This is a genomic window from Paenibacillus sp. NPDC057886 (assembly GCF_042796655.1).
Lineage (GTDB): Bacteria > Bacillota > Bacilli > Paenibacillales > Paenibacillaceae > Paenibacillus.
The window spans coordinates 1-7,500 of sequence record NZ_JBHVMZ010000021.1; the positions used below are offsets into that span (position 1 = coordinate 1).

Here is a 7,500-nt window from a genome sequence, read left to right on the forward strand (position 1 = left end):
GATGTCAAGACCTGGTAAGGTTCTTCGCGTTGCTTCGAATTAAACCACATGCTCCACCGCTTGTGCGGGCCCCCGTCAATTCCTTTGAGTTTCAGCCTTGCGGCCGTACTCCCCAGGCGGAGTGCTTAATGCGTTAGCTGCAGCACTAAAGGGCGGAAACCCTCTAACACTTAGCACTCATCGTTTACGGCGTGGACTACCAGGGTATCTAATCCTGTTCGCTCCCCACGCTTTCGCGCCTCAGTGTCAGTTACAGACCAGAAAGTCGCCTTCGCCACTGGTGTTCCTCCAAATCTCTACGCATTTCACCGCTACACTTGGAATTCCACTTTCCTCTTCTGCACTCAAGTTCCCCAGTTTCCAATGACCCTCCACGGTTGAGCCGTGGGCTTTCACATCAGACTTAAGGAACCACCTGCGCGCGCTTTACGCCCAATAATTCCGGACAACGCTTGCCACCTACGTATTACCGCGGCTGCTGGCACGTAGTTAGCCGTGGCTTTCTGGTTAGGTACCGTCAAGGTGCCAGCAGTTACTCTGGCACTTGTTCTTCCCTAACAACAGAGCTTTACGACCCGAAGGCCTTCTTCGCTCACGCGGCGTTGCTCCGTCAGACTTTCGCCCATTGCGGAAGATTCCCTACTGCTGCCTCCCGTAGGAGTCTGGGCCGTGTCTCAGTCCCAGTGTGGCCGATCACCCTCTCAGGTCGGCTACGCATCGTCGCCTTGGTGAGCCGTTACCTCACCAACTAGCTAATGCGCCGCGGGCCCATCTGTAAGTGACAGCCGAAACCGTCTTTCCATCTTTCCTCATGCGAGGAAAGAACGTATCCGGTATTAGCTCCGGTTTCCCGAAGTTATCCCAGTCTTACAGGCAGGTTGCCCACGTGTTACTCACCCGTCCGCCGCTAACTTCAGGGAGCAAGCTCCCATCCATTCGCTCGACTTGCATGTATTAGGCACGCCGCCAGCGTTCGTCCTGAGCCAGGATCAAACTCTCCGAAGAAATGTTTGACTTGCTCATTTGCTTTTAGAGTGTGTGCTCACTATTTTAAAACGTTGGCGCTTAGTTTTGTTCAGTTTTCAAAGAGCAATCACTTTAACAACTTAATCATCATATCACGAAGTTGAGTAGTTGTCAACTTCTGCGAAGAATGTTAGTTATTTTTAAAATCGCTATTTCTTAGCGACTACCTAATCTTACTACTATTTCAATAAGACGTCAATAGTTTTTTTCAAGAACATGTTCGATCTTGTTTTTACTGCTCTATCAATAATTTCTAAGATCAAAAATGCCTTGCTTGCTAAATAAGCAACTCCCTTATGATAAAAGAGTTTACACATGATGTCAATGATTTTTTTAGCAAGTTACTTTATGTATGATTCTGTAGACGACCGTACATTCATTTCCTTGATTTCATTGACTTCCTTCGTTTTTAATCCTTATAATGAAGATAAATACATAAAATCATACATTCAAGTATCCGTTTTATAAGGGCTCGCAACCTTTTCGGAACGTCTTGAAAAAGAAGGGGACACAATTATGAACCCTATTAAGAACGTGCAGCCCATTCGGAACCAGCAGCAGCTGGAAGATATGAAGTGGGCGCTTAAACGCCATTGTTCGGAACGTGATTACATTCTGTTTGTCCTTGGCTGTGAAACCGGGCTGCGAGTTGGAGATCTTTTACGACTCAAAACCAAACAGATTCTGAATTTGAAAGGAAAGTACACGAAGATACTGCGCATCAAAGAGGGAAAAACACAAAAAATCAGGGAGATGTACCTTGAAAACTGTTTTCAGGAAGTCTACGGCTATGCCGTCAATGTGGACAGTGAGTGGCTTTTTCCATCCCGGAAGGGGGACGGCGCCATCACGCCGACCCAGGCATACCGGCAGTTAAATAAGGCCGCCGACTTTGCTGGTGTCGACCATGTCGGCAACCATACCCTGCGGAAAACGTTCGGATACTGGTTTTACAAAGCGACAAAGGACATTGCGATGCTGCAGGGAATCCTGCACCATTCGGACCCTTCGATTACCCTGAGGTATATCGGCATCACAGAAGAAGAAACCAATAATGTCTTGAAAACCTTCAGTGTGTTTAAATAACGGTTCCGAACGAAGGAGCAGTCTTTGACTGTTCTTTTTTTTTACTTCCGAAAGACCCTCGTTATCAGACGTCCATAAAGGCTGTTTTTAGAGGTTTGAACTCCCTATCTTTATTTTCCTATTCGGAAAAAAATCAAACAGCTTAGAAAGGCAAATACAAAGCTTAAACAGCGTATTTTTTAAAAACCTCTTGGTGAATCATACACTTTTATGCCTGTTTTTCATTTTTCCTTTTCGGAACCCTCGAATCCTACATCTGTAGCTTTATCTACTTTCATTTTTCTCTTTTTCTTTTTCTAAAGCATTTATTTTCTCTTAACTCACATCTTGCCTGACTGTTCACATCAAGACAGAAAACTTTCCCTACCGGCCGGCGATATCTTTAGAGTGCCAGAAGACCTCAGCATTCCAAAAGGTACGTTGGCAGGGTGAGGTCTTCTGGCGTTTACGAAAAAGAATGAGCCGGCCGGTATCCTGAATATGTATAAGATCATGCTAGAAATAAGACAGAAATAAAGCCAGACATTGAATTCTTTATAATTTCTCTCTTTTTATCGCTCTATCAGAGGTGTAAAGACAGATCATTAAAACCTTTTAAAAAAATAATAGTCTTTAACCTTTGATACACAAATTAGTGTTTTGAACTTACTCTATCTTAAAGTTTTCAGAATTTTCACAACAAAAAACCCCCTGTTGTGTTTGTTTTACTAATATTGTTTTAATTGTTTTACATTGTTTTAATTGTTTTCGGAGGCCTCAAACCATTGGTATGACTGGCCTCAAGACCTCTAACTATAACATTTTTGGTGCGAACTATAACATTTTTGGTGCGAACTATAACATTTTTGGTGCGAACTATAACATTTTTGGTGCCTGAACTATAACATTTTTGGTGCGAACTATAACATTTTTGGTGCGAACTATAACATTTTTGGTGCGAATTATAACAAAAAAATCCTTTTGTTATCGATGGATTTTTGTCATAATGAAGAAGCTCGAAAGGGAGGAAATTGTGATGAAAATTTTAGAAAAAAACGAAACACAGAACAACCATTTGGTGACTAAGTCGAATATGCTCATTGAAGCAAATTATAAATTAGGCGTGGTAGAACAAAAAATCATCCTTTGTCTGGCGAGCCATATTACACCTGCAGATTCAGATTTCAAAACCTACACCCTGCCTATTCAGGAATTTTCAGATCTCCTAAGCTTAAAAGGAACACCCAAATATACAGAACTGAAGCAGATTACGAAGGATTTGATGAAGAAGGTATTTGAAGTGCGGATTAAAAAAAAGGTCATACAGGTTTCGTGGCTCAGCTATGTAGCGTATAACGAAACGGAAGGAACTGTAGACATAAGGTTTGATCCCTTCCTGCGGCCGTACCTGCTTCAGCTGAAAAGGGAATTCACAAGCTACAAACTTGAGAATGTGGTGAAGCTGAAAAGCTCCTACGCCATAAGGATATATGAATTACTGAAGCAATATGAAAGACTGAAGGAAAGATCCTTTTACCTGAAGGACCTGCGCAAAATGCTCGGGGCTGAGGATATCTATCCTGCATACGGAAACTTTAAGCAGCGTGTTCTTGTACCAGCCCAGAAGGAATTGAAGGCTAAAACGGATATATCCTTTGAAATAGAAGAAATCAGGACAGGACGAAGAGTGGATAAAATCAAATTTTTCATTACTTCAGGAAGCAATGGAAAACCTGATCAATTGGACCTGCTTCAAAATCATTTGCAGGAATTTGCCGATACGTTTATAGAGAAAGTGAAAAAACTCGGCTTAAAGATGGGGGTAAGGTTAACGGACGAAGTCATTCTTTCATGGGAAAAGCATGGACAGGACAATGTAATGAGCCTCCTGGAGAAAATACAGGACCGCAAGGACATCGAAAACCCCGTCGGATACATAACCAAGGTCTTAAAGGCAGCAAACAAGGATAATGATGAATCAGAAGACATCCTTATACGCTTAGTATCTGACTTCAGAAAATCAAAAGAAGTACTGCCTGCTTGGTATATACGGGAAAAGTCCATTGAAAAAATGGAGGAAGTACTGAAATTGGATCATGAATCAGCAGCAGTTACATTTGAAGAAATTAAAGAAGAATTATTTGAAGTTCTGCAAATTCAGGAGCCGGAGGCTGAAAGTGATTCAGTAGAGGAGCTAGAAAAGCGCAAGCGTAAGTTCGAAAAGCAACTTAAGAAATTAAAAAAAGGCACCCATTAATGAGTGCCTTTTTTAATTGGATGACAAAGGCATCGTATAAAATAAGAAGAAAACAACGTTAGAAGAAAGGAAGAAAAGAAGAAAAGAAGAAAACAACGTTAGAAGAAAAAAATAAAAGAAGAAAGGGTGATAAAGGGATGGCGATTACTATTACAATGGGAATTCAAAAGGGAGGCTGCGGAAAATCCACCACAACCGGCATTCTCGCGCACTTGTTGAGCAGAAATGGATATAGGGTCCTTGCAGTGGATATGGACTCACAGGGCAACCTTACAGAGCTTCTGTCTGAGCAGCCTTCAAATGAGTATATGGGCAAGTCCGTGCTGGAAGCGATGCAGGAAGATAATGTTGAGGGCTACATACTGAATATCAACGATCACCTCGATCTTCTGCCTGCCAACAACTTTTTGGCAACTTTCCCGCGCTGGCTGTATACGGGAAAAACATATAAAGGCGATACGATCCCTTTTAGCGGGAATCCAAGTTCTGTCTTAGATCATGCTTTGAAGTCCGTCAGGGACAGATACGATTTTATCGTTATTGATACTCCTCCCTCCTTAAGCGAACAGACAACAAATGCACTGTGTGCCAGTGAATACGTGGTTGTTTTATTCGAATGTTCAAATTGGTGCTATTCAGCTATCCCGAATTTCATGGATTCTATCCATGGAGCCAATGAATTCGGAAAGAGAAATACTCAGGCGATCGGCGTGCTGCGCACGATGAATGATGTAAGGCGAAGCGATGCCAAGGCCTTTAATGAACTAATTGCGGAAGATTACCCGGACCTGGTATTTGATACGGTGATTACCAGGAAGGCGCCTGTTGGCAGATTATCTCTGTATGGATTTAACCAGAACGCTGAACTGCGGCAGGCATTGGGACAATACGAAGGATTCTATAAGGAGTTGATCAGCCGTGTCGAAGGTAAATGACATCAAGAGTAAAATGCGCAGTCAAAAGCACATTAGCCCCAGTTTTGCCTTGAACGAAGAAGTATTACCGGAAGAAACCAAGGAACGTTTAAACAGTGGAAAAAAAGAAGAAAAGAAGAAAGACCGAAAACGGGTATCCTTCGATCTAAGAACGGACCTTCATAAAGAACTGAAAATGCAGTCGCTGCTTCAGGAAAAGAACATTTATCTATTGATCGAGGAAGCATTGGAACAGTATCTTAAATGAACACGATAAAAAAGAAATACCCGAATAACTGGGTATTTCTTTTTTATCAATCAAATGTATTTTGAATAGCTGCATCAAGTCCCTGTCCGGATTCTTTGATATAGCGTTTAGTCATATTTAAATCCTTATGGCCGACCAGCTTTGAGACGGTTTGAATCTCAATTCCTTTATCGATAAGATTCTGGCAAAAAGTATGTCTCAACTTGTGCGGGCTCACATCGTACTTGCTCAGCATATATTGAACCGCCCTCGGTGTCATACGCTGGTTAACACTGGATAAGAAGACTGCTTCATTCTCGGCCTTCAGAGAGTCTTTATAACGCTTAATATGCTCACTGGCAGCTCTTGATAGGGGGATAACCCGTTCAATCTCGCCTTTTGAATCCCGGATAAGAATAGATTCTCTTTCACCGTCTTTTTTTATATCGGTGTGATTTAATTCACAAAGCTCGGAGACCCGAATCCCGGTATGAAGAAGAACATAAACAATAGCAATGTTCCGCACATTTCCTTCGTCTTCCACTTCTTTTATTAGTGCTGACTGTTCAGCTGGCTCCAGTGACTCTGGTGGTTCATCCTTCTTTTCCTTGGCTTTGCGGTCAATGTTGGCCATAATCTCTGGTTTGTTAAGAAACCGGGAAAATACAGTGATGGCTGTATAATGCTTTTCGATTGTTCCGGCACTTTTATTGGAATCGTCCATATAATCAAGATAGGCCTGCACATGGGTCGATTCAATCTCTTCTATTTCTTCTTTCATCCATTGAAAAAATTGAGAGAGAACACCTACATATGTTTTAGCCGTACTGTCTGATTTATTTTGATCCATTAACCATTCAGCAAAAGAATGAAGGATTTGGTCAGTATTTCGGATTTCTTCTTTATTCATCAAAAATCCTCCCGCCTAGAGTTCATCCAAACGCTTCAGATGAAAAAATATACAAAAAAACCTTAGGAAAAATCCTAAGGTTTTTTTGAAAAGAGATAGGATTTTGAACCTGCATTCTTCGGGTTATGAATCCTAAAACTAGAAATTGCTTGGCGGCGTCCTACTCTCACAGGGGGAGAACCCCCAACTACCATCGGCGCTGAAGAGCTTAACTGCCGTGTTCGGAATGGGAACGGGTGTGACCTCTTCGCTATCGCCACCAAACTATGAGGAACGTTGTTCCTTCAAAACTAGATAATAGAAGAAGTAAATTCTGCACGTCATTTTGGTTAAGTCCTCGATCGATTAGTATCTGTCAGCTGCACGTGTCACCACGCTTCCACCTCAGACCTATCAACCTGATCATCTTTCAGGGATCTTACTAGCTTGCGCTATGGGAAATCTCATCTTGAGGGGGGCTTCATGCTTAGATGCTTTCAGCACTTATCCCGTCCGCACGTAGCTACCCAGCTATGCCTTTGGCAAGACAACTGGTACACCAGCGGTGCGTCCATCCCGGTCCTCTCGTACTAAGGACAGCTCCTCTCAAATTTCCTGCGCCCACGACGGATAGGGACCGAACTGTCTCACGACGTTCTGAACCCAGCTCGCGTACCGCTTTAATGGGCGAACAGCCCAACCCTTGGGACCGACTACAGCCCCAGGATGCGATGAGCCGACATCGAGGTGCCAAACCTCCCCGTCGATGTGGACTCTTGGGGGAGATAAGCCTGTTATCCCCGGGGTAGCTTTTATCCGTTGAGCGATGGCCCTTCCATGCGGAACCACCGGATCACTAAGCCCGACTTTCGTCCCTGCTCGACTTGTAGGTCTCGCAGTCAAGCTCCCTTGTGCCTTTACACTCTGCGAATGATTTCCAACCATTCTGAGGGAACCTTTGGGCGCCTCCGTTACTCTTTAGGAGGCGACCGCCCCAGTCAAACTGCCCACCTGACACTGTCTCCCGCCCCGATCAGGGGCGCGGGTTAGAATTTCAATACAGCCAGGGTAGTATCCCACCGACGCCTCCACCGAAGCTGGC

Annotated in this window: 5 protein-coding genes and 3 rRNA genes (1 of these 8 only partly in view); 4 read left to right on the forward strand and 4 right to left on the reverse strand. The window is 43.4% G+C overall.

Annotated elements, in window-relative coordinates:
- Positions 1-1,005, reverse strand: a 16S ribosomal RNA gene (locus ACFVQB_RS34150); the annotation flags it as partial.
- Positions 1,006-1,542: 537 nt separating this feature from the next.
- Between ACFVQB_RS34150 and ACFVQB_RS34155 the strand changes: the two genes are divergently transcribed.
- The 4 genes from ACFVQB_RS34155 (at position 1,543) to ACFVQB_RS34170 (ending at position 5,530) form a co-directional block, all read left to right on the forward strand.
- On the forward strand, positions 1,543-2,112 hold the full coding sequence (locus ACFVQB_RS34155; RefSeq protein WP_376174685.1) for a tyrosine-type recombinase/integrase: 570 nt from the start codon (positions 1,543-1,545) through the stop codon (positions 2,110-2,112).
- Between the two features lie 1,015 nt (positions 2,113-3,127).
- A complete protein-coding gene (locus tag ACFVQB_RS34160; protein ID WP_376902234.1) occupies positions 3,128-4,348 on the forward strand; it encodes a replication initiation protein in 1,221 nt (406 codons plus the stop codon).
- A gap of 137 nt (positions 4,349-4,485) precedes the next feature.
- Entirely contained in the window at positions 4,486-5,283 is a 798-nt protein-coding gene (locus ACFVQB_RS34165; RefSeq protein ID WP_376296051.1) for a ParA family protein, read from the forward strand.
- On the forward strand, positions 5,267-5,530 hold the full coding sequence (locus ACFVQB_RS34170; RefSeq protein ID WP_376296050.1) for a hypothetical protein: 264 nt from the start codon (positions 5,267-5,269) through the stop codon (positions 5,528-5,530). Before ACFVQB_RS34165 ends, ACFVQB_RS34170 begins: the two co-directional genes overlap by 17 nt.
- A 46-nt stretch (positions 5,531-5,576) precedes the next feature.
- Here ACFVQB_RS34170 and ACFVQB_RS34175 read toward each other — a convergent pair whose 3' ends face one another.
- The 3 genes from ACFVQB_RS34175 to ACFVQB_RS34185 form a co-directional block, all read right to left on the reverse strand.
- On the reverse strand, positions 5,577-6,419 hold the full coding sequence (locus tag ACFVQB_RS34175; protein ID WP_376296049.1) for a tyrosine-type recombinase/integrase: 843 nt from the start codon (positions 6,417-6,419) through the stop codon (positions 5,577-5,579).
- 147 nt (positions 6,420-6,566) lie between these two features.
- Positions 6,567-6,683, reverse strand: a 5S ribosomal RNA gene (gene rrf, locus ACFVQB_RS34180).
- Between the two features lie 61 nt (positions 6,684-6,744).
- A 23S ribosomal RNA gene (locus ACFVQB_RS34185) occupies positions 6,745-7,500 on the reverse strand; its annotated part runs 1,104 nt beyond the window's last position; the annotation flags it as partial.

Excerpts from the sequence above, each read along its gene's own strand:
- ACFVQB_RS34155 (WP_376174685.1), top strand. The coding sequence starts at position 1,543 with ATGAACCCTATTAAGAACGTGCAGCCCATTCGGAACCAGCAGCAGCTG.
- ACFVQB_RS34160 (WP_376902234.1), top strand. The coding sequence starts at position 3,128 with ATGAAAATTTTAGAAAAAAACGAAACACAGAACAACCATTTGGTGACT.
- ACFVQB_RS34165 (WP_376296051.1), top strand. The coding sequence starts at position 4,486 with ATGGCGATTACTATTACAATGGGAATTCAAAAGGGAGGCTGCGGAAAA.
- ACFVQB_RS34175 (WP_376296049.1), bottom strand. The coding sequence starts at position 6,419 with ATGAATAAAGAAGAAATCCGAAATACTGACCAAATCCTTCATTCTTTT.